This window comes from Amycolatopsis sp. lyj-346, assembly GCF_046548975.1.
Classification (GTDB): domain Bacteria; phylum Actinomycetota; class Actinomycetes; order Mycobacteriales; family Pseudonocardiaceae; genus Amycolatopsis.
Genome location: NZ_JAJPWT010000003.1, coordinates 453,101 through 478,425, shown reverse-complemented (window position 1 = coordinate 478,425; position 25,325 = coordinate 453,101). Strand labels below are relative to the sequence as shown.

Below are 25,325 nucleotides of genomic sequence, written 5' to 3'. Positions count from 1 at the left end.
AGAAGAAATGGCTCGTTACACCGGCCCCGCGACGCGTATCTCGCGTCGCCTCAAGGTTGACCTCATCGGCGGCGACCAGGCTTTCGAGCGTCGCCCCTACCCGCCGGGCCAGCACGGCCGCGGGCGCATCAAGGAGTCCGAGTACCTCCTGCAGTCGCAGGAGAAGCAGAAGGCTCGCTACACCTACGGCGTTCTCGAGCGTCAGTTCGTCCGGTACTACAAGGAAGCCGTCCGGCGTCCCGGCAAGACCGGTGAGAACCTGCTGCAGATCCTCGAGTCCCGCCTGGACAACGTGATCTACCGCGCCGGCATCGCCCGCACCCGCCGTCAGGCGCGTCAGCTGGTGAGCCACGGCCACTTCCTGGTCAACGGCCAGAAGGTGAACGTCCCGTCGTTCCAGGTCTCGAAGTGGGACATCATCGACGTGCGGCCGAAGTCGTTCGCGATGCTGCCCTTCGTCGTGGCGAAGGAGTCCTACGGCGAGCGCCCCATCCCGGCGTGGCTGCAGGTCGTCCAGTCCAACCTCCGCGTGCTGGTCCACCAGCTGCCGGAGCGTGCGCAGATCGACGTTCCGGTTCAGGAACAGCTGATCGTCGAGCTCTACTCGAAGTAGTCCGGCCCCGGTCGGACCGGGCGGCGGCGCAACAGGTGCGCCGCCGCCTGCGCCATCCCTTCGACGTCATATGGCGGGCGTCGTCTGGAAAGGAATTAGGAAGAAATGCTGATTTCCCAGCGGCCGGCTCTCGGCGAAGAGACGGTCAACGAGACCCGCTCCCGGTTCACCATCGAACCGCTGGAGCCCGGCTTCGGCTACACGCTCGGCAACTCGCTGCGTCGTACGCTGCTGTCGTCCATCCCGGGCGCGGCCGTGACGAGCATCCGCATCGACGGCGTGCTGCACGAGTTCACCACCGTTCCCGGGGTGAAGGAAGACGTCACCGACGTCATCCTGAACCTCAAGGAGCTCGTGGTGTCCTCGGAAGAGGACGAGCCGGTCACCATGTACCTGCGCAAGCAGGGCCCCGGTGAGGTCACGGCGGCCGACATCGTGCCGCCGGCGGGTGTCACCGTGCACAACCCGGACCTGCACATCGCGTCGCTGAACGGCAAGGGCAAGCTCGAGATCGAGCTCGTCGTCGAGCGCGGCCGCGGTTACGTTCCGGCCCTGCAGAACAAGCAGGCGGGCGCGGAGATCGGCCGGATCCCGGTCGACTCGATCTACTCGCCGGTGCTGAAGGTGACGTACAAGGTCGAGGCCACCCGTGTCGAGCAGCGCACCGACTTCGACAAGCTGATCCTGGACGTCGAGACCAAGCCGTCGATCACGCCGCGCGACGCGGTCGCGTCGGCCGGCAAGACGCTGGTGGAGCTGTTCGGCCTCGCTCGCGAGCTGAACGTCGACGCCGAGGGCATCGAGATCGGCCCGTCGCCGCAGGAAGCGGACACCATCGCCGCCTACGCGATGCCGATCGAGGACCTGGACCTCACCGTCCGGTCGTACAACTGCCTCAAGCGCGAGGGCATCCACACGGTGGGCGAGCTGGTCTCGCGCAGCGAGGCGGACCTGCTCGACATCCGCAACTTCGGCGCCAAGTCGATCGACGAGGTCAAGCTCAAGCTCGTCGGTCTCGGCCTCGCGCTGAAGGACAGCCCGCCCGGGTTCGACCCGACCGCGGCTGCCGCCAGCTACGACGGTGAAGGCTGGTCGGAGGGTGTCGGTGGCATCGCCGACGGGATTTCGGACGGCCACGACGATGGCCAGGACTACGCAGAGACCGAGCAGCTCTAGGGCTCTGTGCCTGGACGCTGCGAGCTGAACTAGTAGGAGAACCAATGCCCACCCCTACCAAGGGAGCCCGGCTCGGCGGGTCGTCCGCGCACGAGCGGCTGATCCTGGCCAACTTGGCCACGCAGCTGTTCGAGCACGGCAAGATCACGACCACCGAGGCGAAGGCCCGCCGGGTCCGCCCGCTGGCCGAGAAGCTGATCACGAAGGCGAAGCGGGGCGACCTGCACAACCGTCGTCAGGTGCAGAAGGTCGTCCGTGACAAGGACGTCGTGCACAAGCTGTTCGCCGAGATCGGTCCGCACTTCGCGGAGCGGCCGGGCGGTTACACCCGGATCACCAAGACGATGGCGCGCAAGGGCGACAACGCCGCCATGGCCGTCATCGAGCTGGTGGCCGAGAAGACCGTGACGAGCGAGGCCGAGCGCGCGCGCAAGACCAAGTTCGCCAAGGACGAGAAGGCCGCCGCTCCGGTTGCCGAGGAGACCACCTCGACCGAGGAGACCCCCGAGGCTCCGGCCGAGGAGGCCAAGGCCGACGAGGCCAAGGCCGAGGACACCACCGCCGAGACCGAATCCGGGGCTCCGGCTCAGGATGATGCGGCTGCAGACGCGGACGCCAAGAAGGACTGACGTCCTGACGGCCGATTCGACACCGGACGAGCCCGCCGCTCCCCACGGGGAGGGCGGGCTCGTTCGTCTGCGTCTGGACGTCTCCTACGACGGCACGGACTTCTCGGGCTGGGCCCGGCAGCCGGGCCGCCGCACGGTCCAGGGCGTCCTGGAGGAGGCCCTGCAGCGGCAGCCACCGGGGGCCGCGGTACCGAAGTCCGTCGTCGTGGCGGGCCGCACGGACGCCGGGGTGCACGCGACCGGCCAGGTCGTGCACGCCGACGTCGTCCCGCTCGCTCCGGGGGCCTCCGGCCGCGTTCCGGTGTCTCCGGAGGGCATCCCGGATCTGACGCGCATGGCGGGGCGCTGGAACCGCCTGCTGCCCGGTGACGTCCGGGTGCTGGGTGCACGCGTCGCCCCCGAGGGGTTCGACGCGCGGTTCTCGGCGATCCGCCGTCACTACCGCTACCGGGTCTCGGACGCCCCGTGGGGCGTGGACCCGCTGCGCCGCCACGACACGCTGGCGTGGAACCGTCCACTGTCGACGGACGCGATGAACGCCGCGGCCGCCGAACTGCTGGGGCTCCACGACTTCGCGGCGTACTGCAAGCAGCGCGACACCGGCACGACGATCCGCGAGCTGCAGCGCCTGGTCTGGGAGCGGGTGGACGAGCACCTGCTGGAGGTCCGGGTCTCGGCGGACGCGTTCTGCCACTCGATGGTCCGCAGCCTGGTCGGCGTCCTGCTCCTGGTGGGCGACGGCCGCCGCACCGACGCGTGGCCGTCGAAGGTGCTGGAGAGCGGCATCCGCGACAGCGCGGTCGCCCCGGCCCACGGCTTGACGCTCCTGGGCGTCGACTACCCACCCGACGCCGAACTGGCCGCCCGCGCCGAGCAGACCCGCAACGTCCGCACCTCCCCCTGACGAACGAAAAGCGGGTGGCTCCCCGAGGGGAACCACCCGCTTCCGGCCGTCCGGAAAGGACTCAATCGCCGCGGCGGACCGGGCCGAGGAGCTGCTGCTCCTTGCCGGTGGTCACCAGGCGAAGGGGGCGCCAGAGGTTGCGGCCCAAGGCCACCACCTGGTCGTCCTTCAACGTCGTCAGCTGGCGCATCATCTGGGGCGGCAGGCGCCAGATGCGGGCCGCCAGCTCGGCCTGGCCCGCCGGAAGGCGCTGCATCAGCACCAGGTCCGCCGCGTTGGCCGTGGCGCCTGCCTGCGGGTGCAGGTACGGGAGCACGTAGACCGTCGTCTGCCACGGCGAGCGCGGCGGGAACAGGTCCTGCGGGGTCGGGCCGCCGTCGGTCACCACCAGCAGCGGCGCGTCCTCCGACGGCCGCGGCAGCTCGACCGGCGACAGCCGGCGGATCTGCACCAGCGGCGACGGCCGCCCGTCGCGGCTGCCTGCCGCCCGGGACAGCACCTGCCACTCGGTCGGGCGCCCGGTCGCGACCACGACCCACGCGCCGACCGCCATCGCGCGCATGGCGACCTGGCGGGCCAGGTACAGCCCGCCCACCAGCACGATCCGGGTGGGGGTCGAGCGCAGCGCGGAGATCGTCAGCGGCTCGCCCTTGAGGCCCGAGCCGAGCACGATGCCCCCGCGGTCACCCGACGGGCTGACCGCGTCGAGCATCGCCGGGTCCACCGTGAACTCCGGTGCCACGCCACTGTTCTGGCCGGCGTCGCGGACGCGCGAGGTCATGCTGTGCCTCCGATCGGCAAGGTCGCGGCGAACGCGGAAACCTGCAGCCCGCGCAGCGGCGTCAGGTCGACCCCGAGCCGCTCGGACAGCCCGTGCAGCCGCTGGTCGGCGGCCTCGAGCTCACGCGGGTTCCGCGCGCTCAGCCGGACCACCCCGCGGAGCCCGATCTTGCCGTCGTCGGACGCCGGGGAGATCGACATCGCGAGCGTTGCCGACAGCGCGCGGACGCTCGTCAGCGCGTTCAGGCTGTTGGTGACCTTGCCCTTCGGCCAGCCGGTGATGGCGTAGCTCGCGTGCCCGATCCCGGCCGCGGTGACGCCGGACCAGCGTTCCTGCAACGTCACCTTGGTGGGCGAACCGGCCACGGAGGTCAGCTCCGCGGCCGAGATGCTCGCCCGCAGCAGCTCGTCCGGGTCCAGCGGCCGGGTCGGCACGCCTTGGGACTCCAGCGCGTTGCGCACCCGGGACAGCGCGCCGATCAGCGCGCGGTGGGCGCCGACGACGCCGCCGCCGCGTTCCCGGATCGCCGCCGGGCACCGCCGCGGGTCGAGCCGGATCGCCACCCACGTCGTCCGCCGCGCCGCCGCGGGCAGCGGCCCGAGAACCTCCATGTAGGAGCTCAGGGCCGGTGAGTCCGACGGCAGCGCCGCGCTGCCCGGGTAGCAGTGCCAGATCGTCTGGATGGAGTCGAGGACCACCCCGCGGTCTTCGAGGCAGGGCGCCAGCGCCGACAGCGGCAGGCTCGGTGCCCCGTCCGCCTGGGTGATCAACGCCGGGGCCGGCTCGACGAGCAGCACCGCCGTCCACGTGCCGTCGTTCCAGGCGAGCCCGACCTGCTGGCGTTCGTGGTCGACGCCGTGGGCGACGACGAGGTCCGGCACGGCGATGCGGAGCAGGTTCACGCGGGCGTCGTCGGGGCCGGTGACCGTGGTTTCTTCGGCGGTCATGGCTTCGACGGTGCTCGGCGGCAGCGGGTTCGCGACCCGGTCGTGCGAGCGGGCGGTGTAGCGCAGCGTCAGGCCGACCCACTGGGTGAACCAGCGGCCGCGCCAGCGCAGCAGCGCGACGATGAGGGCGAAGGCGAGGATGCCGATGCCGACGTACTTGAGCGACATGTCGATCGCGAGCAGCACCAGGCCGATCGCGAGGCCGACTTCGAGCACGACGAGGTTGGCCACGGGCAGCGGGCCGAGGGTGACGCTCGCGGACCGGCGTTGCGCCGGCGGAGCCACCCGGGCCAGGCCGGGCGGGGGAGAGGCGGGGCCGCTGTCGTCGGGCCCCTGGGGGCCGCCGGGACCACCCGGGCCACCGGGACCGCCACCGCCAGGTCCGCCAGGACCGCCGCCACCGGGTCCGCCAGGTCCGCCAGGACCGCCGCCACCGGGTCCGCCAGGTCCGCCAGGACCGCCGCCACCGGGTCCACCGGGTCCACCAGGACCGCCGCCACCAGGTCCACCTGGGCCGCCGGGACCAGCCGGACCGCCGGGGCCTCCCGGACGCCCACCAGGGCCGCCGGGACCGGGACCGCCCGGACCGGGGCCGGGTCCACCCGGACCGCGCGGGGGCATGCCGGGACCACCGGGACCACCAGGGCCGCCACCGGGTCCGCCGGGAACGCCACCGGGTCCGCCAGGTCCACCGGGTACGCCACCAGGGCCACCGGGAACGCCACCGGGTCCGCCAGGACCACCGGGTCTGCCCGGCCGCGGCGGCGGGCCCGGCGGGCGGCCACCGGGGGGCGGGGGCCCGGGCGGGCCAGGCGGACGTGGAGGAGTGGTGACGGACATCCGCGCTTTCTCTTCCCCTCGTGCTTGCTGCGTACCCGGAAGCCGGGTCCCGGGGGGCCCGACCCTAGCTTGAGTTGGTAGAAACCCCACACCAGACGGTCCCCGTACGGCTATCCTGCGGAACCGTACCGCGACGGGGAGAGCTGTAGGTCGAGAATGCCATCAACACCCACGACTAAGTCTCAGGTCCAGGCGTATCGGTTCGTCCTGCGGCGGATGCAGTCGGCGCTGGTCCGGCGGGACGCCGTGATGCTGCACGACCCGATGCGCACCCACACGCGGGCCACCATCGTGGGGGTGGTGCTGGGCGCGCTCGCCATGATCGTCTTCGTCGTCTGGGGCCTGCTCAGCCCGGCGCCCTCGGTGCCCGAGGCCGGGAACATCGTGATCGGCGAGCAGTCCGGCACGGTCTACGTCGTGGCGGGCAACCCGAAGAAGCTGATCCCGACGTTCAACCTCGCGTCGGCGCGGCTGTTGCTGCTGGCGCAGCAGAAGCAGCCGGGCGCGGGCGGCGCGACCGGGGCACCCGCCGCACCCGCACCGGCGAGCCCGGCGAGTGTGAAGAATCCCACGGTCGTTTCCGACGAGCAGCTGAAGAACATTCCGCGCGACAAGCTGACCGGAATTCCGGACGGCCCGCAGCTGATCCCGACGGATTCCCAGCGCATTTCCCCCAATTGGGCGGTCTGCGACCAGGTTCAGCTCGATCCCTCGCTGCCGAACCCCGACACGGGCCGGACCAACACCTACGTTTTCGGCGGCATCGCGCCGAGTGGTCTCGGCACCGAGCTGGGCGAGAACGAGGCGCTGCTGGCCAAGGCCGACAACGGGAAGACCTACCTCGTCTACCGGCTGCCGAGCTCGCGGAACCGGCCGAACGCGAACACCGTGCGCGCCGAGATCGACGTCGACAACCCGAACGACGCCGTCCGGACCGCGCTGCAGCTGCCGCCGTCGCCGCGGAAGATCACGCAGGGGCTGCTCAACGCGATCCCCGAGGTCGCGAAGCTGACGCCGCCGAAGATCCAGAACGGCCAGGCGCCGGCGGACTTCGACGGCCTGACCGCCGGCGACGTCTTCGCCACGCAGCAGGCCGGTCAGCGGGAGCTGAACTACTGGGCGATCACCACGACCGGCATCCAGCGGGTGTCCAGCGCCGTCGCCGACATCATCCGCGTCGCGAAGAACGGCAGCTCCAGCAGCATCCAGACGCTGGGCCTCGACAAGCTCGCCGGGGCGCGGACCCTGCAGCCCACCGACCCGGACTACATCCCGGTCGACGACTTCCCGCGCTCGGTGCCGACGGTCCTCGACGCGACGAAGAACTCGTCGGTCGCGTGCCTGGGCTGGTCGCTGACCGGGTCCGGTCCGGACCAGGACGGGCACACCTCGGTGTACGTCGACACGCAGCTGCCCGGCCAGAAGAGCACCGGCGAGAAGTTCACCCCGATGACGGTGACCACGCCGGGCCCGAACCGGGTGCCGCTCAACGGCTTCTACCTCAAGCCGGGGTTCGCCGCGGTCGTCCAGTCCGCCACCGGCAAGGCCAGCTTCGGCAAGGGGCAGATCCAGCTGATCTCCGACCGGGGCGTCCGCTACAGCGTCCCGGACGCCCAGACCGCGGACGCGATCGGCATGAACAACCGGCAGCCCGCTCCCGAGTCGATCATCGGGCTGCTGCCGACCGGGGCGTCGCTGAACACCCAGGACGTGCTGCGGCAGTTCGACGCCGTGCCGATCGACCCGAACGCCGGCTCGTACCCGACCGCGCAGCCCGCGAACTGAGCGGAACCGGCGGCCCGCGGCGGACGTCCCACGCCGGAAGGTCTTTCTCGCGAGCGGAGGTGCCGTGGCCGGCTTGAAGATGGACGGCGTCGTCGTCGCCCGGTACGCCGAGACGGCCGAGGCCGCCGCGGACGACCTGGACGCGGCGGCGGCCGAGGTCGGTGGGGACGTCACCGCGGAGTCCTACGGGACGCTGGGGGCGCAGCTCGGCCTCGGCGAGTCGTACGGCCGCGCGGCCGGGGCGTTGCGGCGGCAGCTGGCCGACGGCGCCGAGGCGCTGCGCTCGGCCGCCGAGGCGCTGCGGCAGGTGACGGTCCGCCACGGCGGCCAGGACGAGGAAGCCGCGGAACTGATCAAGCGGGCCGGAAGGCTCGACGGATGACGGCCGAGAGCTCGACGGAGTCCATTCCACACCCGCCGGCGGCTTCGGTGCCGGTGCCCGCGGGAGAGGACATCACGGCGGCCGCCGAGCCGTACCTGGCGTACCTCACGGACCTCTCGCGGCAGCTGGGCGTGCTCGACCCCGTCGAGACGTACTTCCGCCCGCTGCTCGGCCGCTGGGCCGACCTCGGCGCCGAAGCGGACCGCCTGCGCCAGGCGGCGTCGGTCGCGGCCGAGGTTTCGGCGCGCCTGGACGACCAGCTCGGCCGGCTCGACGCGGGCTGGGAGGGCCGGGACGCGGATTCGTTCGTCGCCTACATCCGCGCGATCGGCGCGGCGGGCGGCGACCTCCGTGAGGCGCTCGACACCCTGGCCGGCGCGCTGGACGAGATGGTGACGACCCTGCGGCACGTCGTCGTCGACCTCGTCGAGGTACTGGTGGACGCGGCGGAGCTGACGTCGGAGACGATGCTGCTCCCGAGCGGCGGCACCAAGCGAGCCCGCGCCCAGCTGCAGGAGACGCAGGACTCGGCGAAGGCACTGCACGAGACCGCGCGCGACGTCATGGAGGCGTTCGACCGGCTGTGCGACGGCGTCGACGACCCCGACGCGGCGTCCCGCACCATCGAGATCCGGCACCGGTACCCGCCGGAGCGCTTCAAGCTGCACGACGACGCCCTGAACGACGCGGGCGAGCAGGCCACGGACGCGGCGGCGTCACCGGCGTCACCCGCCTCGGCACCGGCTTCGGCTTCGGCCGACGAGGTCATGACACCGGCTTCGGCGGCCGGTCCGGCGGAGGGCCGCCACACCGGCGCCGACGCCCCGGATCCCGCCCAGCCCGCCGACGCGGCCGCCTCGCCGCCGTCCCCGCCCGCGGAACGGGGCCACAGCACGTCCGGCGGAGTGCCGATGATGCCGATGATGGGTTTCGGCGCCTTCGGCTCGGGTGGCGGCCAGGCCCGCCGCCCGTCGAAGGCCCGCCCGGTGACCAAGTCGTCGGACCTGCTCGGCGAGCCCGGCCTGGTGGCGCCCCCGGTGATCGGCGAGGACGAAAACCCGCAGCAGAAGAAACCACCGGCCCCGCCCGCGAAGTGACCCCGGCCGGGCGTCAGCGGCGGGTGGTGCGGTTCTCGGCCGGGCGGTTGCGGCGGATCGTGTGCATCACGAACAACGTGATCAGCAGGGCCAGGACACCGCCCGCGGTGCCGGCCAGCGCCACGATCATCGGCGTCGAGCTGTGGTCGTTCGCCGGGGGGAGCTGGGCCATCTGCGGGGGCGGGATCGGTGCCTGGTTCCCGACCTCCGACGGCAGGACCTGCGTCAGCGCCGCGACCGGGTCGATCACCCCGTAGCCGACGAAGTTGTCGCGGCCGCCCGGGGCGGCCGGGTGCTGGGCCGTCTCCTTGATCCGGTTGACGATGCCCTTCGCGTCGAGCTGCGGGTACTTCGCCTTGACCAGCGCCGCCAAGCCCGCCACGTACGGTGCGGCGAAGCTGGTGCCCTGGATTTCGCTGGCCTTGTCGCCGTTCTCGAACGTCAGGTTCGCCAGGCTGCTGGACCCCTCGGCGGGGTCGAGCGAGATGATCTTCGTGCCGGGGGCCGCGACGCCGACCCACGGGCCGTGCACGCTGAACGGGGCCACGCCGCCGGACTCGTCGATCGCCCCGACCGACAGCACGTCGTCGGCGAACCACGGCGGCGTCACGATCGTCTTGGGCTTCCGCGCGTCCGGCTGGTCGTTCTGCGGGCACGTGTCCGTCGCGTTGCCGGCGGCGGCGATGATCACGATGCCGGCCCGCGCCGCGAACCGCACCGCGGCCTGGACCTGCTGCTCGCCTTCGGTGATCGACCCGGTGGCCGGGCGGCAGTTGTCGACCGACATGTTGATGATGTCGGCCTCGCGCCGGTCGGCGATGCCGCGGATGATCTCGGCCAGCGTCTTCAGCGTCCCCGCGGTGCCCGCCTTCTCCAGCTGGCGGCCGCCGTTGGTCTGCCCGGGCGACGTCCCGTCGCCTTCGGCACCGCCGCCGCCACCGCCCGGCGGCAGCTCCGTGTTCGACCCGGACGGCGGGTTGGTGCTCGACGACGGCGTGCCCCCGCCGGTGTTGCTCGCCGGCGGCGTCTGGGTCGACGTGTCGGGCTCGTAGTTCTCGCTCAGCTGGCGGTAGGACACGATCGTGGCGTCGGGCGCGACACCGACGAACCCGACTTCGGGGTTGTCCGGCTTCGCCCCGATGATCCCGGCGACCTCGGTGCCGTGGCCGTCGCAGTCCTCGAGCCCCGGCGGCTGGCCCTTGGTCGGCGTGGCCACGTAGTCGCCGCCGGACTTGATCCGGTCCTGGAACCACGGGTGGCGCGTCACGCCGGTGTCGATCACCGCGACCTTGACGCCGCCGCCGGCACTGCCCGTGGCCGCCTTGACGATGTCCTGCGCCTTCGAAATCTGCAGGTACTCCTGGCCCCACGGCCGGTTCTTGATCTCGATGTTCTGGCCGAGGGTGCTGCGCTGCACGCAGCCCTTCGTCTGCTTGTACCGCTTGTCGGGCTGGCGGGAGTCCGGGATCAGCTTGCCCTCGTCGACCGGCGGCGGCGTCGCGAAGTAGCCGTCGGCCGGTGCGGCCTGCGCCCACGCCGGTACCGCGAGCGCCAGCGGCGACAGGAGGCCGATCGTGCCGGCCAGCAGGGCGGTCGTGGTGCGCCGGGTGGTGCCGGGACGTCGTGTCGCTGCCATCGGAAATTCACCCGATCCGGTCACTTGAAGTTCAGGTGCCGCAGGGTGGTGTAGAGGTCCATCACACCCAGGGCGAGGGGCAGCACGGAGGCGATGCAGATCGCTTCGATGATCTCCACCGTGCGCCGCAGCGGCGGCGAGAACCGCTGGTTCGGGAAGATCACGCCGACGACGAGCGCGCCCGCGGCGAGCAGGATCAGCACGCCGAAGACGTAGAGCAGGCGGTTCTGGGCGCTCGCCGAGACCAGCCAGCCGGCGGCGATCCCGGTGGCCGAGACGAGGCCCGTGGTGAGCAGGGCGATCGCCTGGCTGCCGTTGGCGTACGCGCGGGCGCGCAGCAGCAGGACGAGCGTCGCGACGACGCCGAGGATGATCCCGAACGCCCCGGGCGCGCTCGCGGCGATGATCGCCGAGGTGGCGACCGTGGCACCGCAGCCGACCATCAGGCCGGTCATGTAGTTGTGCGCGACCGCCGTGCGGCGCTCGATCGCCCGGTAGTCGGGGAAGCCGGAGTCTTCCTTCAGCTCTTCGGCGTTGCTCGGCACGTGCGGCAGCGGCAGCTTCGCGAGCCAGATCGTGGCGCGCGGCAGGATCGAGATGCAGGCGAGGGCGACCGCGACGGTGCCGGCCGCGATCCCGGCCGCCGGGTGCGCGACGAGCGTCCCGAAGAGGAAGGCCAGCGCGCCGAAGGTGCCCGCGGTGGCCGCGGCGATGAACGTCGTGATGCCGGCGCCGATGACCATGATGCAGACCGAGGCGACGATGATCACCAGGACCGCGCCGAGCAGCAGGTTCGCCCGCAGGGACAGCCCGGGCACGATGTGGAAGCCACTGACGAAGGCCAGCGGCAGACCGCCCGCGGCGGCGATCAGCACCCCGGTCGGCTCGGCCTGGTAGCCCTTGGCGAGCGTCGCACCGATCGCGACGCACGCGATCGCGCCGATGCCGCCGGCGATGGCGGCGCCCAGCGCGCTGCCGCCGTAGAAGGAGCCGCTCATGAACAGCGCGACGGCGGCGGCGAACAAGGCCAGCCCGCCCGCGACGTGCCCGAAGCGGTTGGCGGTTTCCTTCGTCCACGGCCGGAAGCTGTCCGGGGACGATTCGGCGATGGCGTCGACGACGTCGTCGTACAGCGGCGGCGGCGGGTTCTCGTTGCGCTTGCGCAGCTGGAGCAGCTCACCGTCGACCACCCCGAGCGAGGCGAGCGTGCGGCTGGGGTCGAGCGGGGCGTCCCCGAGCTTGGCCAGCGCCCAGCCGCCGTGGCGGGCGCCGCCGTCGGGCGAGGTCTCCTTGGCCATGTCCAGCAGCATCGGCAGCAGATCGGCCACCGCGACGTCGGCGGGCAGCGCCACGTCGATCCGGGTGGACGGCGCGACGACCGTCACCCTGCTGAATACTGTCGTGCCCGTAGCCACTGCACTGCCCCCGCTCGGTCGATGCTGCTCCCGGGGAACTTATACCGAACGCGAGCGCGGGCATCATCGAACGTCCGAAATTCACCACCGGCCGCAGCTCGCGACCGGAACGAACCGATTACTGTCGGTGCCCCGCCGTACACTCGCCAGGCGAGGTCAGGACGGGCTCACGAGGTGTTGCGGCATCCGCCGGAATTCCACCGCGGCGTTCGATAGGTTGTTCCGCGCACCTTGCGCACTAAAACGGTGGCCGCCATCGTCGAGTTTGAAGAGGGGTCCTTCGATGAGCACGCTGCAGTTCAAGAAGTCGCCGCGGCTGGCGGCACCGCGGCCGCCGGGCGGCGAGGTGCACCTCGAGCCGCCGCCCGAGGTGCCCCGGGTCATCCCCGGCAACGTCGTCATGAAGGCGCTTCCGATCGTCATGATCGTCGCGTCGCTCGGGATGATGGTCTTCATGTTCCAGGCCAGCAACCGGAACCCGATGATGATGGCCATGGGCGGCATGATGGTCGTCGGGACGCTCGGGATGATGGCGGGCGGCAGCGGCAAGGGCGGCGGCGCCAAGCGCGCCGAGATGGACGAAGACCGCAAGGACTACCTCCGTTACCTGGGCCAGATGCGCGACCGCGCCCGCGAAGCCATGGTCGACCAGCGCGCCGCACTGGAATGGGTGCACCCCGACCCCCAGTCCCTCTGGTCGCTGGCCGCCAGCCGCCGCATGTGGGAACGCCGCCAGAACGACCAGGACTTCCTGCACCTGCGCGTCGGGCGCAGCTCGCACCGGCTCGCCACGCGGCTGGTCCCGCCGCAGACCGGGCCGGTCGACGAGCTGGAGCCGATCGCCACCCTCGCGCTGCGCCGGTTCGTGCGCGCGCACTCGATCGTGCCGGACCTGCCGACCCAGATCACCCTCCGCGGGTTCGCCGCGGTCAGCATGCAGGGCGACCGCGCGCTGACCCGCGGCCTCACCCGCGCCATGCTCGCGCAGCTCGTCGCCTTCCACAGCCCCGACGACGTGCTGATCGCGGTCGCCACCGCGGGCCGGGCGAAGGAGGAGTGGGAGTGGGCGAAGTGGCTGCCGCACGTCCAGCACCCCACGCTGTCGGACGGCATCGGCCAGCTCCGCATGATGGCCGGCTCGCTGGCCCAGATCGAAGACTGGCTCGACGAAGAACTGCGTGACCGCCAGCGCTTCTCCCGCAACGCCACCCCGGCGCCGGACCAGCCGCACGTCGTCATCATCATCGACGACGCCGAGGTCACCCGCGAAGAGCAGATCGTGCTGGAGGAGGGCCTGGTCGGCGTCACGCTGATCGACCTGTCCGACTCCCTCGGCAACCTCGCCGCCCGCCGCGGCCTCCGGCTGGTCGTGGAGGCCGACCGGCTGGGCGCCCGCAGTGCCGGCGGCGTCGAGTGGTTCGGCAAGCCGGACACGCTCAGCCTGGTCGAAACCGAGTCGCTGGCCCGGCTCATCGCGCCGTACCGCGTCGGTGGCGCCGCGGGCCAGGACGTCGGCGACGAAGAGCCGCTGCTGTCCAACCCGTCGCTGCTGGAGCTGCTCGGCATCCCCGGCGACCCGATGACCTTCGACGTCCAGCAGGCCTGGCGGCCGCGGCCGATCCGCGACCGCTACCGCGTCCCCTTCGGCGTCGGCGAGTACGGGCAGCCGGTCGAGCTGGACATCAAGGAAGCCGCCGCCGAGGGCATGGGCCCGCACGGCCTGTGCATCGGCGCCACCGGTTCCGGCAAGTCCGAGTTCCTCCGCACCCTGGTGCTGGGCCTGCTGGCCACGCACTCGTCGAGCACGCTCAACTTCGTCCTCGTCGACTTCAAGGGTGGCGCGACGTTCATGGGCCTGGACAAGGCCCCGCACGTCTCCGCGGTCATCACCAACCTCGCGGACGAGGTCACGCTGGTCGACCGCATGAAGGACGCGCTGGCCGGCGAGATGAACCGGCGCCAGGAGGCGCTGAAGAACGGCGGCAACTTCAAGAACGTCTGGGAATACGAGAAGGCCCGCGAAAACGGCGCCGACCTCGACCCGCTGCCCGCGCTGTTCATCGTCTGCGACGAGTTCTCCGAACTGCTGTCGGCGAAGCCGGACTTCATCGACCTGTTCGTCGCCATCGGCCGGCTGGGCCGGTCGCTGCAGATGCACATGCTGCTCGCGTCGCAGCGCCTCGAAGAAGGCAAGCTGCGCGGCCTGGACTCCCACCTGTCGTACCGGATCGGCCTCAAGACGTTCTCGGCGGCGGAGTCCCGCGCCGCGATCGGCGTGCCGGACGCGTTCGAGCTGCCCTCGGTCCCCGGTGGCGGGTACCTCAAGTACGACACGTCGACCCTGGTGCGGTTCAAGGCGTCCTACGTCTCGGGCCCGTACCGGCCGGCCGGCCTCAAGGCGGCGGGCCCGGCGGCGACCGTGGTCCGCGCGGACAAGCGGCCGCAGCTGTTCGTCCCGGACTTCGTCGAGCTGCCGAAGGAACCCGAGCCGCAGCTGATCGAGGCGCCGAAGCAGGAGGAGCAGCGGCAGCCCGAAGAGGCGGTCGAACCCAGCGAGCTCGACGTGATCGTCTCGCGCCTGGTGGGCCAGGGCCCGCCGGCGCACGAGGTGTGGCTGCCGCCGCTGAAGGACCCGAACTCGCTCGACACCCTGCTGCCCAACCTGAACCCGACCGACGACCGCGGCCTGTCCCCGGTGGGCTACTTCGGCAACGGACGGCTGCAGGTGCCGCTGGGCATCATCGACCGGCCGTACGAGCAGCGCCGCGACCCGCTGTGGGCCGACTTCTCCGGTGCGGCGGGGCACGGCGTGATCGTCGGTGGCCCGCAGACCGGCAAGTCGACCATGCTGCGGACGCTGATCATGTCGATGGCGCTGACCCACACGCCGGAAGAGGCCCAGTTCTACTGCCTCGACCTCGGTGGTGGCACGCTGTCGGGCCTCGCGGACCTGCCGCACGTCGGCGGCGTCGCGGTCGCCCGGCGCGAGCCGGACAAGGCCCGCCGGATCGTGGCCGAGCTGACCACCCTGCTCACCGAGCGGGAAGGCCGGTTCGGGGCGATGGGCATCGACTCGATGACCGAGTTCCGCAACCGCAAGCGCCGCGGCGAGATCCGGCCGGACCAGGACCCGTTCGGCGACGCGTTCCTCGTCGTCGACAACTGGCGGGCCCTGCGCGACGACTTCGAAGAGCTCGAGACCTCGATCACCCGGCTCGCCACGCAGGGTCTGTCCTACGGCGTGCACGTGATCATCTCCGCGAACCGGTGGGCCGACATCCGCCCGGCGATCAAGGACATGCTGGGCACCCGGTTCGAGCTGCGCCTCGGTGACCCGACCGAGTCGGACATCGACCGCCGCATCGCGGTGAACATCCCGGCCGGGCGGCCGGGCCGGGGCCTCACCCGGGAGAAGCTGCACATGCTGGGCGGCCTGCCGCGGATCGACGGCTCCAGCGACCCGGAGACGATCGCGGCCGGCGTGGCCGACGCGGTGGCGAAGATCAAGGGCGCGTGGCGCGGCCGGGTCGCGCCGCAGGTCCGCCTGCTGCCGGAGCTGATCAGCTACGAAGACGTGCTCAAGCTCGACGGCGCCCGCGACTCCAAGCTCATCCCGATCGGCGTCAACGAAGAGGACCTGCAGCCGATCTACCTCGACTTCAACGCCGAGCCGCACTTCTACGCCTTCGCGGACGGCGAGTCGGGCAAGACGAACCTGCTGCGCCAGATCGCCAGGGGCATCTCGGAGCGCTACACCGCCAAGGAAGCCCTCATCCTGCTGGTCGACTACCGGCGCACGATGCTCGGCTTCATCCAGGGCGACTCGCTCCTCGGGTACGCGGTGTCGGCGGCGCAGCTGGAGAGCATGGTCGGCGACGTCTTCAACTCGATGACGCGCCGCCTGCCGGGCCCGGACGTCACGCAGGAACAGCTGAAGACGCGGTCCTGGTGGAAGGGCCCGGAGCTGTTCATCCTCGTCGACGACTACGACCTGGTGGCCACGTCGTCCACCAACCCGCTGCGGAAGATCTCCGACTTCCTGCCGCAGGCCAAGGACGTCGGCCTGCACCTGATCGTCGTGCGGCGCACCGGTGGCGCGAGCAAGGCGATGTACGACCCGATCATCGGCAAGCTCAAGGAGATCGCGGCCCCGGGCATGGTCATGAACGGCTCGCGCGACGAAGGTGCGCTGGTCGGCAACATCAAGGCGAGCGCGATGCCGCCGGGCCGGGGCAACCTGCTGACCCGGAAGAACGGCAAGCAGCTCATCCAGGTGTCGTGGATCCAGCCCGACTGACGACGGCGGCGGGACGTGCTCCCGGCGGGGTGGGTAGGTTCCTCCCCGAGGGAGCGTCCCGGCGGCGGGGCGTGGGGGAACGCGACGAAAACTGTGTGGTAGTCGGGAGCTGCTGGTGACGGTCCGGGTTGCGGTGGACTTCGGGACATCGAGCACCTGTGTCGTCGCCTCGGTGAACGGGCGTGAGCCCCAGGTCGTGGTGATCGACGGCCAGCCGCTGATGTCCTCGGCGGTGTACGCGGCGGCGGACGGCACGCTGTTCGTCGGCCAGGAGGCCGAGCGGCAGGCGGCGGTCGACCCGTCGCGGTACGAGCCGAACCCGAAGCGGCGGATCGACGAGGGCGAGCTGCTGCTCGGCGAGAACGTCCTGCGGGTGACCGACGTCGTGCACGCCGTGCTGGGGCGCGCGGTGTCCGAAGCGCGCCGCCTGGCCGGCGACGCCGAGGTCGACCTGCTCGTGCTGACCCACCCGGCGGACTGGGGCGCGATCCGCACGCGGCTGCTGCGGCAGGCCGCGGGCGGGCTGGCGCGCGAGGTCGCGCTGGTGCCCGAGCCGGTCGCCGCGGCGGTCTACCACGCGGCGACGTTCGCGCCGCAGGACGTGACGAGCGACCGCACCGTGGAGTTCAGCGGCCGTCCCGGCGAGGCGCTCGCGGTGCTGGACCTCGGTGGCGGCACCGTCGACGTCAGCGTGGTGCGGCGGCTGCCGCCGGACACCGCACGGGACCGTGCCGGCCGTCCGCAGCGCGGCGGCTTCCAGGTGCTCGCCACCCGGGGCGATCCCGGCTTCGGCGGCGCGGACATCGACCAGGCGCTGCTGGAGCACATCGGGTCCCTGGTCTCCGCGGCCGATCCGGGTGCCTGGCGCGAGCTCGTCGAAGGCCGCGCGCTGGCCGACCGGCGGCGTCGCCGCGTGCTGCGCCAGGACGTGCGGGGCGCGAAGGAGACGTTGTCCCGGCACGCCTACACCGACGTGCCGATGCCGCCGCCGTTCGCCGACGCGCACGTCACGCGCGAGGACCTCGAACGGCTGATCGCGGCCCCGCTGGGCCGGGCCGTCGAACTGACGGTCGCGGCGATCGGCGACGCGGGTCTGCGCCCGAAGCAGCTGACGGCGATCTTCCTGGTCGGCGGGTCGAGCCGGATCCCGATGATCTCGCGGCTGGTGCACGAACGCACCGGCGTCGTGCCGACGAGCCTCGACCAGCCCGAGACGGTCGTCGCGCGCGGCGCGCTGCGGGCGGTGCTGGTGGACCCGGACCGCACCGGCGCGCTGCCCGGCGAAGCGATGGCGCGGCTGGGTGCGACGCCGGGCGGCGCCGCCAACCCGGCGGCACAGCGCACGGAGATCGTCCGCCCCGGCGACGTCGCCCCGCGCCCGGCACCACCGCGCACCCCGCCCGCGCCGGGTGGCTTCCCGCCGAACGCGAACCGGCAGGCGCCACCGCCGACTCCACCCCACGGCCGGCCGTCGGGCCGCCCGTGGACGCCGCCCGCCGGGCAGCCCGCGCAGGCCGGTCCCCCGTCCGGTGCCCGGCCCGCGCCCGAACCGGCGGCCGGGAAGAGCCGCCGGAAGCTGTGGGGCGTCGTCGCGGTCGCGGTGGTCGTCGTGGCCGCCCTCGTCGTCGCCGGGATCTTCGTGTTCAAGAACCCGGGGGACCAGGCCGAAAGCGGCCGGACGCTTTCGCAGTACGACTTCAAGTTCGTCGCACCGGAGGACTGGGTCCAGACCGACGACCGGGTGGCGCAGAAGCAGGTCGTGATCCACCCGCAGGATTCCCGGGACGGCAACGACCTCGTGGTCGCGCAGGAGTACGTCATGGACTACGACGCGACCGCGGACCCGCAGAAGCTCGTCGACGAGCTCAGGCAGCTCGCCGAACGCGCGCCGGAGCGCTGGAGCGCCTACAACCCGAGCCTGTCCTACGCCGGCAAGACGGTGATCGGGTACCACGAGAGCAAGCCGGACCGGCCCGATCTCCAGGTCGACTGGTACGTCGTGGCGAAGGGCCGGATCCGCGTCCACGTCGGCTGCCAGTACGCCACGGCCCCGCTGCGGGACCGGGTCGCCGCGGCCTGCGCGCAGGCCGTGCGCACGGTCGAAATCCTCAACTGAGAGGAGGGCACGCGGTGCCGTCCGAAGAATTCGAAAGCGCCGCGGCGTCCTTCAAGCGCATCGGCCAGGACGCGGTGACGCACTCGCGTCGCGTCGCCGGGACGGCGAAGGCGCGCAATCAGCGGCACCACAGCGAAAACGCCGACCTCCTGAAGCGGAGCGGGCGCGGCACGAAGTCCGGCGATCCGACGCCGGGAACGCTGCGCGCGGCCGCCGAAAGGTTCCGCCGCGCCCGCGGGCTGGTGGTTCCCGCCGTTCACGATCCGGTTCCTTCGCGTTCGCAACCTCCGGCCCGGCCCCCTCGATCGGGTGACGACGACGAAGACTTTTCCCAGATGCGAATCATGCAGCGCGATCAGTGAAGCCGCGCCGGCCGCCGGCTGTGCGCGTGCTAATTCCGCTGGTGGAGAACGCTTTTTCGGGTGACGCATCACCGGTTCGGGGCGTTCCGCGGATACTCGCGGCCACCGGTTCCCGGTCCGGGCGTTAACGCAAGCAACTACTTCCGGGCAAAGCACGACACGGGGGAACCGGACGTGGCAATGTCTGCGTCGTAGGGCCGTACGAACGAACAAGCACGGTTGCGGCCGACCACCACTCTTAAGAAGGGGGTTCCAGCATGGCTGGATTCCAGGGAACAGTCGCCCAGTTCACTGATGCCGAGGGCAAGGTCACCGAGGTCCGCGCTCAGATGGACCAGAACCTCTCGACGCTGCGCGACCGCATCGAGGCCACCCGCGCCGGCTGGCAGGGTGAGGCGCAGAAGGCGTTCGACCACGTGATGCTCCGCTTCGACGAGGACGCCCGCGGCATGAACCAGGCGCTGCAGCGCATCGCCGAGCTGCTCCGCGAGGCCGGCTCCAAGTACGAGCGTTCCGAGCAGCAGCAGCAGGAGATCCTCGGCGCCGTGAACCGCGGCTTCGACGCCCTCGGCTGATCTCGTTCCCGAACTCCCGTCATTCACCTGAACTTCCTCAGCACAAAAGGAGCACATCATGCCTGATGGCGCCGGCATTGTCGTCAATTACGCCACCATCCGCGCGGCCGCGGACGACTGCACGCAGACCGGGGGTGAGCTGCAGGCCGCGTTCGACCGCCTCAAGGACGACCTCAAGCCGCTGGTCACCACCTGGACCGGTTCCGCGAAGGAGCAGTACGACCAGGCCCAGCGCAACTGGGACCAGAAGTTCGAGGACCTGAAGCAGGTTCTGGCGCAGATCGCCGCCGCCCTGCCGCAGATCGCCGACGGTTACCAGGCCACGGACAACGCCGTCGAAGGCCTGTTCTGAGCCGGTAGTCCCGGAAACCACGGCGGGCCCGCACTCCGGTGCGGGGCCCGCCGTTTTCTGTTGGCCAGCAAGGAAAACCGGACGGCCGAAAGTTCAGTGCGGGGCGCCGACCTCGTATTCGGGCCGGTCGTTGAGCACCCGCACGGTCACCTTCTTCGGCTGCCCGCCGATGGTCACCGTGCAGTCGAACGTCGTGCCGTTCTGCGCGGCTTCGTTCGCCGGGCACTGCGCGTTCTTCACGTCGGGCTCGCCGTAGTTCTCGTTGAGGACCTTGACCACACCGTCCTGAAGGGACTGTTGGTCCAGCACGTCCCCGCGGAAGGCGCCCAGCAGCCACGCCGCACCGACGCCGAGCGCGAGCACGCCGACCGCGGCGCCGGCGATCAGCGCCGGCTTCTTCGACTTCGGCTTCTTCTCCGGCTCGGCGGCGAAGGCGCCCAGTCCGCCGTACTGCGCCGGCTGGAACCCGCCGCCGTACTGCTGCTGCGGCTGCTGGTACTGCTGCTGACCGTGGCCGGGCGTCGGCGGCGGCTGCTGCGGCGTCGGCTGGGAGGGCGGCTGCCACGGCCCGCCGCCCGGCTGTCCCGGCTGCCACGGCCCGGAGAACGAGCCCGACGGCTGCCCCGGGTCCCACTGGCCCGTGTAGGACCCGGTGGCCGGGTCGGCGTGTTGCTGCTGCTGCCACTGCCCGGCGTGCGGGCCGGTCGCCTGCTGCTCGGGCTGCCACCCCGCGGGGGCGCCGGGCGGGTTCGGCGGCGGCTGCCACCACTGCGGCTGCCGCGGGTCGGGTGGCTGGGACGGTGGCGTCGGTGGCGTCGGCGTTGTCATCGGAGATCACCTCGGGTCGTGGTCACGCCTCAGCTGCCCTGCGCTTCGCCGAGCCGCCGGTAGAAGTCGTCCATCGCCGCCCGGTCGGGCAGCACCGTGATCTGGCTCGCGTCCGGCAGCTTCGGCATGTCCTGCAGGCTCGCCTTGCCGGTGAACCGGAACTCGTACTTGAGCTCGAGCTGGTGGCCGTCGCCGGCAAACTTGGCCTCCATCGCGAAGGAGACGAGGCTGCCGTCCGGGTTGAGCGTGATCGTGGCCGGGACGGCGGCCTTGTTCAGCTCGGGTCCGATCTGGCCGGTGATGCTCGGCGGCAGGATCTCGACCCGGTTCTTGACGAAGATCTCGAACGGCACGTTCACCGTCAGCGCGGTCTTGCCGTCACCGAGGCTCTTCGCCCCGCGGACGGCCCGCTTGTCGGCCTGGTAGGCGTCCACGGTCGAGTCCGCCATCCGGCACGGCGTCAGCACGCCGCCCCAGGCGCACGGCAGGACCAGCCCGCCCTCCGGCTTCGGCATCGACACCCACGCCGTCGGCGAGACGCCCTTCTGCACGTACACCGGGCCGAGGTAGGTGTACTCGACCGTGCCGTCCGCGGGCGTGTACGTGTCGATGATCTCGTCCGGGTGCTTCTGCGACCGGTGCCGCACCGCCCGGCTCTCCGGGCTGCCGGTGCGCGCCGACGTCACGGTGCTGTGGATCCACTTGTCGTCGAACTTGAAGTAGGCGTCCAGCGAGTTGGTGACGTCGCGCGTGTCGGTGATGGCGTCGCCCAGCTTGTCGATCACCTGCTCGAACTTGGCACCGACGTAGTCCGCCGCGTCGTCGCCCTTCGGCAGCGCGGTGCCCGCCTTCGCCTGGCCGCAGGCGCTGACCAGGACCAGCAGGGCGCCCAGGACGAAGATCGCCTTCGGTCGTTTGCTCATGCCGTCCCCTGCTCACCTGTGTCGCCCGGATGGCCCCCATCCTCGCGTGTCGCGGCGGCGTTTGCCGGCGCTTCGGCGGGAAAATTCCGGTAGGGTCCCGGCTGCGCCCGGGCCGCTCGAAGCCTATTATGGGCGCTTCCACCACCCCCCATGCGCGGGTGCGGTGACCGTGGGGGTATCTTCATATGTCGTTGTGCGCTGCGGCGCGTAAGCGCTAGGCCCGCACAGAACCCACACGCAATGTTGACGACGAGGTAGACCCTTGCCCACGTACAGCCCCAAGCCCGGCGACGTCACTCGTGCCTGGCACGTGATCGACGCCGAGGATGTCGTGCTCGGACGGCTGGCGACCGAGGTCGCCACGCTGCTGCGCGGCAAGCACAAGCCGACCTACGCCCCGCACGTGGACACCGGTGACTTCGTCATCATCGTCAACGCCGAGAAGGTCGCGCTCACCGGAAACAAGCGCGAGCAGAAGTTCGCGTACCGGCACAGCGGTTACCCGGGCGGCCTGCGGAAGCGCTCGTTCGGCGAGCTGCTGGACACCAAGCCCGAGCACCTTCTCGAGAAGGTCGTCAAGGGCATGCTGCCGAAGAACAAGCTCGGCCGCGCTCAGGCGAAGAAGCTGAAGGTGTACGCCGGCCCGCAGCACCCGCACGCCGCGCAGCAGCCGCAGGCGCGCGAGATCACCAAGATCGCGCAGGTCGCGCAGTGAGTGAGGAACAGTCTGTGACCAGCACCGAGACCGAGGCCCCCGAGGTCGTCGAGGCCACCGAGGCGCCCGAGACCGGCGCCGTCGCGACCAGCGAGACCCCCGTGGCGACCAGCGAGACTCCCGTCGCGACCAGCGAGTCCGCTGCCGAGCCGCGCCCGTCGCGGGCCGCCGGCGGCAACGCGCAGACCGTCGGCCGCCGCAAGGAAGCCGTCGTCCGCGTGCGGGTCGTCCCGGGCACCGGTCAGTTCAAGCTCAACGGCCGCACCCTCGAGGAGTACTTCCCGAACAAGGTGCACCAGCAGCTCATCAAGGACCCGCTGGTCCTGGTCGAGAAGCCGGACTCGTTCGACATCTTCGCCAACCTGCACGGTGGCGGCGTCTCGGGTCAGGCGGGCGCGCTGCGCCTGGCGATCGCCCGTGCGCTCATCGAGGTCGACGCCGACGACCGCCCGGCCCTCAAGAAGGCCGGCTTCCTGACCCGTGACGCGCGCGCCACGGAGCGGAAGAAGTACGGCCTCAAGAAGGCCCGCAAGGCCCCGCAGTACAGCAAGCGCTGATCGCGCCCTCCAGGCGCGAACCACCGGAGCGCCCATCCGTCCATCGGATGGGCGCTCCGGCGTTTTTCCCGGGTTGCCAACCAGCAGCAGCACCGGGGCGGGGGAACGCGGTCCGTCAGGATCGCTAGGTTGTCGTGGTGGTCGCACCGGTGTGGCCGCGCAGAGGAGGTCGATCGATGGCACGCCTGTTCGGGACCGACGGAGTCCGTGGCCTGGCCAACGCCGAGCTGACGCCCGAGCTGGCGATGGCGCTGGCGGCCAGCGCCGCCCGCGTGCTCGCCGCGCACGACCGCTCGCACCGGCCGGTCGCGGTCGTCGGCCGCGACCCGCGCGCCAGCGGTGAGATGCTGGAAGCCGCGGTTGTGGCGGGCCTCACGTCCGCCGGGGCCGACGTGCGCCGCGTCGGGGTGCTGCCCACGCCCGCCGTCGCCTACCTGGTCGGCGCGCTCGAGGCCGATCTCGGCGTGATGATCTCCGCCTCGCACAACCCGATGCCCGACAACGGCATCAAGCTCTTCGCCGCGGGCGGGCACAAGCTCCCCGACGGCATCGAGGACGAGATCGAAGCCGGCCTGTCCGCCGACGCCGTCCGCCCGACGGGTGCCGGTGTGGGACGCGTCACCGACGTCGATGACGCCCTCGACCGCTACGCCGCGCACCTGCTCGACGCCACGCCGCACCCGCTCGCCGGGCTGAAGGTGGTCGTCGACTGCGCCAATGGCGCTGCCTTCGCCGCCGCGCCCGAGGTCTACCGCCGGGCCGGCGCCGAGGTCGTTGAGCTGTACGCCGACCCGGACGGCATCAACATCAACCAGCACTGCGGCTCCAACCACCCGGAGAAGCTGCGCGAAGCGGTCGTCGCCCACGGCGCCGACCTCGGCATCGCGCACGACGGCGACGCCGACCGCTGCGTGGCCGTCGACTCCGCCGGCGAGCTGGTGGACGGCGACCAGATCATGGCGGTCCTGGCGCTGGCGCTGGCCGAGACCGGCGAGCTGACCAAGGACACCCTGGTCGCGACCGTGATGAGCAACCTCGGGCTGCACCTGGCCATGAAGGCGCACGGCATCACCGTCGTCACGGCCGCGGTGGGCGACCGCTACGTCCTGGAGGAGCTGCGTTCCGGCGGCTTCGCACTGGGCGGCGAGCAGTCCGGCCACGTGGTGCTCCCGGCCCACGCCACCACCGGCGACGGCCTGCTGACCGCGTTGCGCCTGATGAGCCGCATGGCCGAGACGGGCAAGTCCCTCGCCGACCTGGCGGCCGTGATGAACCGGCTGCCGCAGGTGCTGGTCAACGTCCCGGTCGCCGACAAGGCCGCGGTCGCCGGCTCCTCCGAGGTCCGCACGGCCGTCGGCGAGGTCGAGGCCGAGCTGGGCGAGGAAGGCCGGGTGCTGCTGCGCCCGTCCGGCACCGAGCAGCTGGTCCGCGTGATGGTCGAGGCGACGGCGCAGTCCACCGCCCAGGCCGCCGCCGACCGCCTGGCCGGGGTCGTTTCAGCCGTTTCCTGACGCGAGGGTGACCACGGCCTTCGCCAGGCCGTGGAACACCGGGTGGGTCTTCCAGCGCACTTCGCCCACCCGGCACCCGCCGCCGAGGACCTTCGCCAGCGCCGTGAGCGCGATCTCGCCCTCGGCCACCGCGACCCCGGAGCCGGGGCACGCGTGCCGGCCGAGGCCGAACGGCAGGCCGTCGGTCAGCGAGATCGCCACCGGGCCGTCCGGGCCGAACCGCAGGACGTACCGGGCCGGGCAGATCGCCGTCACCAGCTCCCGCACGTTCCGCGAACCCGAAGTCGCGAGTTCGAGGCCGGCACAGGCCAGGAAGTTCAGCGAGTTCTCGTACGCGGCGTGCGCCAGCACGACCGGGTTGAACATCAGCTCGTCGTCGTCCAGCCTGCCGTCCGCGTGCGCCGCGCGCAGCGCCGTCAGGCCGCCCGGCCCGGCCGCGGTCCGGCTGAGCTGCACGGCCAGCCGGAACGCCGACGCCTGCCCGGCCCGGTCGGTACCGCCGAAGACGTCGAGGTTCGCCGTCGTCGCTTCGAGGTGGTCCAGGAAGACGTCGTCGAGGGGCACGCCCAGCACCGCCGACGTCACCGCGCCCGCCACCGGCCGCGCGAAGTCGCGCACCAGGTCGAACGACGTCCCCAGCCCGGTCGCCACCGTCTCGATCGACGCGCGCAGGGAAGGCGGGAACGGCTCCAGCCCGGCGATGACCTCCCGCAGCACCGCGCGCACCCGGGTGTGCTCTTCGCCGTCCCGCAGCAGCACGCTGGGCGAGCCGGCACCGGGATCCGACGTCAGCTCGGGGGACCGCAGGGCCCGCGCGCACGCGTCGCGGCCGGAGACGACGCCGATGCCGTGTCGTTCGAACTCGTCCATCGCTTCGACACGGT

The 25,325-nt window shown here is 71.8% G+C and carries 22 protein-coding genes; 15 read left to right on the top strand and 7 right to left on the bottom strand.

The annotated features are described in order from the left end of the window. Nucleotides 1-7: 7 nt before the first annotated feature. The 4 genes from rpsD to truA all read left to right on the top strand — a co-directional run bounded on the left by rpsD (nt 8) and on the right by truA (nt 3,322). Nucleotides 8-613: a 30S ribosomal protein S4 gene (gene rpsD, locus ACLJQE_RS13920; RefSeq protein WP_410639602.1), complete on the top strand. Its 606-nt coding sequence runs from the start codon at nt 8-10 to the stop codon at nt 611-613. A gap of 105 nt (nt 614-718) precedes the next feature. Continuing rightward, complete coding sequence (locus tag ACLJQE_RS13915; protein ID WP_364723168.1) at nt 719-1,789, top strand: DNA-directed RNA polymerase subunit alpha; 1,071 nt, start codon at nt 719-721, stop codon at nt 1,787-1,789. 44 nt (nt 1,790-1,833) lie between these two features. Further along, nucleotides 1,834-2,418: a 50S ribosomal protein L17 gene (gene rplQ, locus ACLJQE_RS13910; RefSeq protein ID WP_410639601.1), complete on the top strand. Its 585-nt coding sequence runs from the start codon at nt 1,834-1,836 to the stop codon at nt 2,416-2,418. Then, complete coding sequence (gene truA, locus ACLJQE_RS13905; protein ID WP_410639600.1) at nt 2,384-3,322, top strand: tRNA pseudouridine(38-40) synthase TruA; 939 nt, start codon at nt 2,384-2,386, stop codon at nt 3,320-3,322. The genes rplQ and truA overlap by 35 nt, the downstream gene beginning before the upstream one ends. 61 nt (nt 3,323-3,383) lie before the next feature. Here truA and ACLJQE_RS13900 read toward each other — a convergent pair whose 3' ends face one another. Together ACLJQE_RS13900 and eccE are read right to left on the bottom strand one after the other, a co-directional pair. Further along, nucleotides 3,384-4,103, bottom strand: a complete 720-nt coding sequence (locus ACLJQE_RS13900; protein WP_410639599.1) for a hypothetical protein — start codon at nt 4,101-4,103, stop codon at nt 3,384-3,386. Continuing rightward, nucleotides 4,100-5,335, bottom strand: a complete 1,236-nt coding sequence (eccE, locus tag ACLJQE_RS13895; protein ID WP_410639598.1) for a type VII secretion protein EccE — start codon at nt 5,333-5,335, stop codon at nt 4,100-4,102. The genes ACLJQE_RS13900 and eccE overlap by 4 nt, the downstream gene beginning before the upstream one ends. 711 nt (nt 5,336-6,046) lie before the next feature. On the opposite strand from eccE, the gene eccB reads away from it, so the two are divergent. The 3 genes from eccB (at nt 6,047) to ACLJQE_RS13880 (ending at nt 9,154) form a co-directional block, all read left to right on the top strand. Continuing rightward, nucleotides 6,047-7,675: a type VII secretion protein EccB gene (gene eccB / locus ACLJQE_RS13890; protein WP_410639597.1), complete on the top strand. Its 1,629-nt coding sequence runs from the start codon at nt 6,047-6,049 to the stop codon at nt 7,673-7,675. Between the two features lie 64 nt (nt 7,676-7,739). Continuing rightward, entirely contained in the window at nt 7,740-8,057 is a 318-nt protein-coding gene (locus ACLJQE_RS13885; RefSeq protein WP_410639596.1) for a hypothetical protein, read from the top strand. Next, nucleotides 8,054-9,154 carry a WXG100 family type VII secretion target gene (locus tag ACLJQE_RS13880; protein WP_410639595.1) on the top strand — a complete coding sequence of 367 codons (1,101 nt, stop codon included), beginning with the start codon at nt 8,054-8,056 and terminating at the stop codon, nt 9,152-9,154. The genes ACLJQE_RS13885 and ACLJQE_RS13880 overlap by 4 nt, the downstream gene beginning before the upstream one ends. A gap of 13 nt (nt 9,155-9,167) precedes the next feature. Here the strand turns inward: ACLJQE_RS13880 and ACLJQE_RS13875 are convergent, their stop codons facing one another. Both ACLJQE_RS13875 and eccD read right to left on the bottom strand, forming a co-directional pair. Next, nucleotides 9,168-10,790: a S8 family serine peptidase gene (locus ACLJQE_RS13875; RefSeq protein WP_410639594.1), complete on the bottom strand. Its 1,623-nt coding sequence runs from the start codon at nt 10,788-10,790 to the stop codon at nt 9,168-9,170. A gap of 20 nt (nt 10,791-10,810) precedes the next feature. After that, nucleotides 10,811-12,175, bottom strand: a complete 1,365-nt coding sequence (eccD, locus tag ACLJQE_RS13870) for a type VII secretion integral membrane protein EccD (protein ID WP_410639593.1) — start codon at nt 12,173-12,175, stop codon at nt 10,811-10,813. 313 nt (nt 12,176-12,488) lie between these two features. On the opposite strand from eccD, the gene eccCa reads away from it, so the two are divergent. The 5 genes from eccCa (at nt 12,489) to ACLJQE_RS13845 (ending at nt 19,907) form a co-directional block, all read left to right on the top strand. After that, nucleotides 12,489-16,502, top strand: coding sequence for a type VII secretion protein EccCa (gene eccCa / locus ACLJQE_RS13865; RefSeq protein WP_410639591.1), 4,014 nt, complete (start codon nt 12,489-12,491; stop codon nt 16,500-16,502). Nucleotides 16,503-16,617: 115 nt separating this feature from the next. Then, nucleotides 16,618-18,618 (top strand): Hsp70 family protein, encoded by a 2,001-nt coding sequence (locus ACLJQE_RS13860; protein ID WP_410639590.1) that lies wholly within the window; start codon nt 16,618-16,620, stop codon nt 18,616-18,618. A 14-nt stretch (nt 18,619-18,632) separates the two neighbouring features. Further along, nucleotides 18,633-18,980, top strand: coding sequence for a hypothetical protein (locus tag ACLJQE_RS13855; protein WP_410639589.1), 348 nt, complete (start codon nt 18,633-18,635; stop codon nt 18,978-18,980). 257 nt (nt 18,981-19,237) lie between these two features. After that, complete coding sequence (locus ACLJQE_RS13850) at nt 19,238-19,555, top strand: WXG100 family type VII secretion target (protein ID WP_410639588.1); 318 nt, start codon at nt 19,238-19,240, stop codon at nt 19,553-19,555. Between the two features lie 58 nt (nt 19,556-19,613). Continuing rightward, nucleotides 19,614-19,907, top strand: a complete 294-nt coding sequence (locus tag ACLJQE_RS13845; RefSeq protein WP_410639587.1) for a WXG100 family type VII secretion target — start codon at nt 19,614-19,616, stop codon at nt 19,905-19,907. A 93-nt stretch (nt 19,908-20,000) separates the two neighbouring features. Here ACLJQE_RS13845 and ACLJQE_RS13840 read toward each other — a convergent pair whose 3' ends face one another. Further along, nucleotides 20,001-20,735, bottom strand: coding sequence for a DUF4333 domain-containing protein (locus ACLJQE_RS13840; RefSeq protein ID WP_410639586.1), 735 nt, complete (start codon nt 20,733-20,735; stop codon nt 20,001-20,003). A 29-nt stretch (nt 20,736-20,764) separates the two neighbouring features. After that, nucleotides 20,765-21,658 (bottom strand): hypothetical protein, encoded by an 894-nt coding sequence (locus ACLJQE_RS13835; protein WP_410639585.1) that lies wholly within the window; start codon nt 21,656-21,658, stop codon nt 20,765-20,767. Between the two features lie 262 nt (nt 21,659-21,920). On the opposite strand from ACLJQE_RS13835, the gene rplM reads away from it, so the two are divergent. The 3 genes from rplM to glmM all read left to right on the top strand — a co-directional run bounded on the left by rplM (nt 21,921) and on the right by glmM (nt 24,441). Next, complete coding sequence (gene rplM, locus ACLJQE_RS13830) at nt 21,921-22,373, top strand: 50S ribosomal protein L13 (RefSeq protein WP_308669948.1); 453 nt, start codon at nt 21,921-21,923, stop codon at nt 22,371-22,373. Nucleotides 22,374-22,387: 14 nt separating this feature from the next. Next, nucleotides 22,388-22,930, top strand: coding sequence for a 30S ribosomal protein S9 (gene rpsI, locus ACLJQE_RS13825; protein WP_410639584.1), 543 nt, complete (start codon nt 22,388-22,390; stop codon nt 22,928-22,930). 176 nt (nt 22,931-23,106) lie between these two features. Next, entirely contained in the window at nt 23,107-24,441 is a 1,335-nt protein-coding gene (gene glmM, locus ACLJQE_RS13820) for a phosphoglucosamine mutase (protein ID WP_410639583.1), read from the top strand. Here glmM and ACLJQE_RS13815 read toward each other — a convergent pair. Beyond that, nucleotides 24,427-25,311, bottom strand: a complete 885-nt coding sequence (locus ACLJQE_RS13815; protein WP_410639581.1) for a cytochrome P450 — start codon at nt 25,309-25,311, stop codon at nt 24,427-24,429. The genes glmM and ACLJQE_RS13815 overlap by 15 nt on opposite strands. Nucleotides 25,312-25,325 lie beyond the last annotated feature (14 nt).

Excerpts from the sequence above, each read along its gene's own strand:
- ACLJQE_RS13850 (WP_410639588.1), top strand. The coding sequence starts at position 19,238 with ATGGCTGGATTCCAGGGAACAGTCGCCCAGTTCACTGATGCCGAGGGC.
- rpsD (WP_410639602.1), top strand. The coding sequence starts at position 8 with ATGGCTCGTTACACCGGCCCCGCGACGCGTATCTCGCGTCGCCTCAAG.
- eccB (WP_410639597.1), top strand. The coding sequence starts at position 6,047 with ATGCCATCAACACCCACGACTAAGTCTCAGGTCCAGGCGTATCGGTTC.
- eccCa (WP_410639591.1), top strand. The coding sequence starts at position 12,489 with ATGAGCACGCTGCAGTTCAAGAAGTCGCCGCGGCTGGCGGCACCGCGG.
- ACLJQE_RS13880 (WP_410639595.1), top strand. The coding sequence starts at position 8,054 with ATGACGGCCGAGAGCTCGACGGAGTCCATTCCACACCCGCCGGCGGCT.
- ACLJQE_RS13900 (WP_410639599.1), bottom strand. The coding sequence starts at position 4,103 with ATGACCTCGCGCGTCCGCGACGCCGGCCAGAACAGTGGCGTGGCACCG.
- truA (WP_410639600.1), top strand. The coding sequence starts at position 2,384 with ATGCGGCTGCAGACGCGGACGCCAAGAAGGACTGACGTCCTGACGGCC.
- ACLJQE_RS13915 (WP_364723168.1), top strand. The coding sequence starts at position 719 with ATGCTGATTTCCCAGCGGCCGGCTCTCGGCGAAGAGACGGTCAACGAG.
- glmM (WP_410639583.1), top strand. The coding sequence starts at position 23,107 with ATGGCACGCCTGTTCGGGACCGACGGAGTCCGTGGCCTGGCCAACGCC.
- rplQ (WP_410639601.1), top strand. The coding sequence starts at position 1,834 with ATGCCCACCCCTACCAAGGGAGCCCGGCTCGGCGGGTCGTCCGCGCAC.
- ACLJQE_RS13845 (WP_410639587.1), top strand. The coding sequence starts at position 19,614 with ATGCCTGATGGCGCCGGCATTGTCGTCAATTACGCCACCATCCGCGCG.
- ACLJQE_RS13875 (WP_410639594.1), bottom strand. The coding sequence starts at position 10,790 with ATGGCAGCGACACGACGTCCCGGCACCACCCGGCGCACCACGACCGCC.
- ACLJQE_RS13815 (WP_410639581.1), bottom strand. The coding sequence starts at position 25,311 with ATGGACGAGTTCGAACGACACGGCATCGGCGTCGTCTCCGGCCGCGAC.
- ACLJQE_RS13840 (WP_410639586.1), bottom strand. The coding sequence starts at position 20,735 with ATGACAACGCCGACGCCACCGACGCCACCGTCCCAGCCACCCGACCCG.
- ACLJQE_RS13835 (WP_410639585.1), bottom strand. The coding sequence starts at position 21,658 with ATGAGCAAACGACCGAAGGCGATCTTCGTCCTGGGCGCCCTGCTGGTC.